Origin of the sequence: Colwellia marinimaniae (assembly GCF_002207865.1) — a bacterium.
GTDB classification, from domain to species: Bacteria; Pseudomonadota; Gammaproteobacteria; order Enterobacterales; family Alteromonadaceae; genus Colwellia; species Colwellia marinimaniae.
Genome location: NZ_BDQM01000085.1, coordinates 1 through 1270 on the forward strand (window position 1 = coordinate 1; position 1270 = coordinate 1270).

Genomic DNA, 1270 nt, shown 5'->3' on the forward strand with positions numbered 1-1270 from the left:
GTGATCTTCCCCCGATAAAACGGACACATTTTTTTTCACGCTGCTATTGCTTCATATTCTATCGGTGAGCAATAATTTATACCTGAATGCATCCTTGTCGCATTGTAGTATTTGTTAATATAATTGCCAAGTGTTCCTCGTAACTGTGCATCAGTTTTAAAAACATTACCACGAATAGCTTCCGTTTTCATTGAATGGAAAAATGACTCCATATGAGCATTGTCCGTACACTTTCCTGCTCGACTCAAGCTATGCACTATCCCATTTCGTTTCAATGCTTTTTGATAAACTTGTCCGCGATACTCAACACCTCTATCGGTATGTAGCATTAAATCACCTTGTGGCTTTCTCTTTTTAACGGCATTGAGTAACGTCCGCTTCGTTACTTGTGCTGTTCTATTTTTATCTAAACTCCAACTAATAACACGTCGAGAATACAAATCCATTATCACGGATAAATAACGCCATACACCTTTTACCTTTAAATAAGTAACGTCGGCAACCCACACTTTATTGACTGCGGTAGGCACATCACCATCAGGGCGTAAATTGTCACCTGTCACGAGGAAACGTTTATAAGCGGCCGAACGAGTCGTCACGCGCATCACTCTAGCAACCAGGCCAAGTCCACGGTACAAACGTTCTACACGTTTTTTACCTATCTTGTACCCTTGCTTTTGTAAGGTCTTAAAAATGCGGGGACTGCCATATCGTCCTTTATTCTCAGTGAATATTTGTTGAATTTTAACCTTCAATTCATCATCTTTAATTTCACGTGCGCTAGGCTGACGATTTCGCCAATCGTAATACCCACTTCTGGATACACCAAGTAGGTTAATTAATGCTTTAACACTTACTTCGGCTCTGAGTTTTTCGATGAATTTATATCGTCCTGATGTTCCTCGGCAAGAAACCGTTGCCACTTTTTTAGCACGTACAGCTCCTCCTTAAGCTGTTTATTTTCACGCTGAAGTTTTTGTTCGTTGGTCAGTTGTTTTTTTGCTTTCGATTGCCCAGCTACTTTTTTACGTTTATCCGCCACAATAATTCCTTCGCGATATTCTTTTCGCCATCGTGACAGCATGAACGGGTGAATGTCGAGCTTTAGTGCGACAGATTTGATTGTGACGCCAACAACGAAACTAAGTTGAACAGCGGTGACTTTGAAGTCGTTTGAATACTTCCAAGTTCGTCTTGGATTGTTGTACTTTGGCATTGAACACCTCATCTTTAGTTAGATTTTGGTGTCCGTTAAAGCGGGGTAAGATCA

The 1270-nt window shown here is 40.7% G+C and carries 1 protein-coding gene; it reads right to left on the bottom strand.

Going from position 1 to position 1270, the window contains the following annotated elements; translation table 11 throughout:
* Positions 1-35 precede the first annotated feature (35 nt).
* A protein-coding gene (locus tag MTCD1_RS18250) for an IS3 family transposase (protein WP_088568991.1) occupies positions 36-1216 on the bottom strand; the annotation gives its coding sequence in 2 pieces (ribosomal slippage) (positions 36-931 and positions 931-1216; 1182 coding nt in all).
* Between the last annotated feature and the right edge of the window lie 54 nt (positions 1217-1270).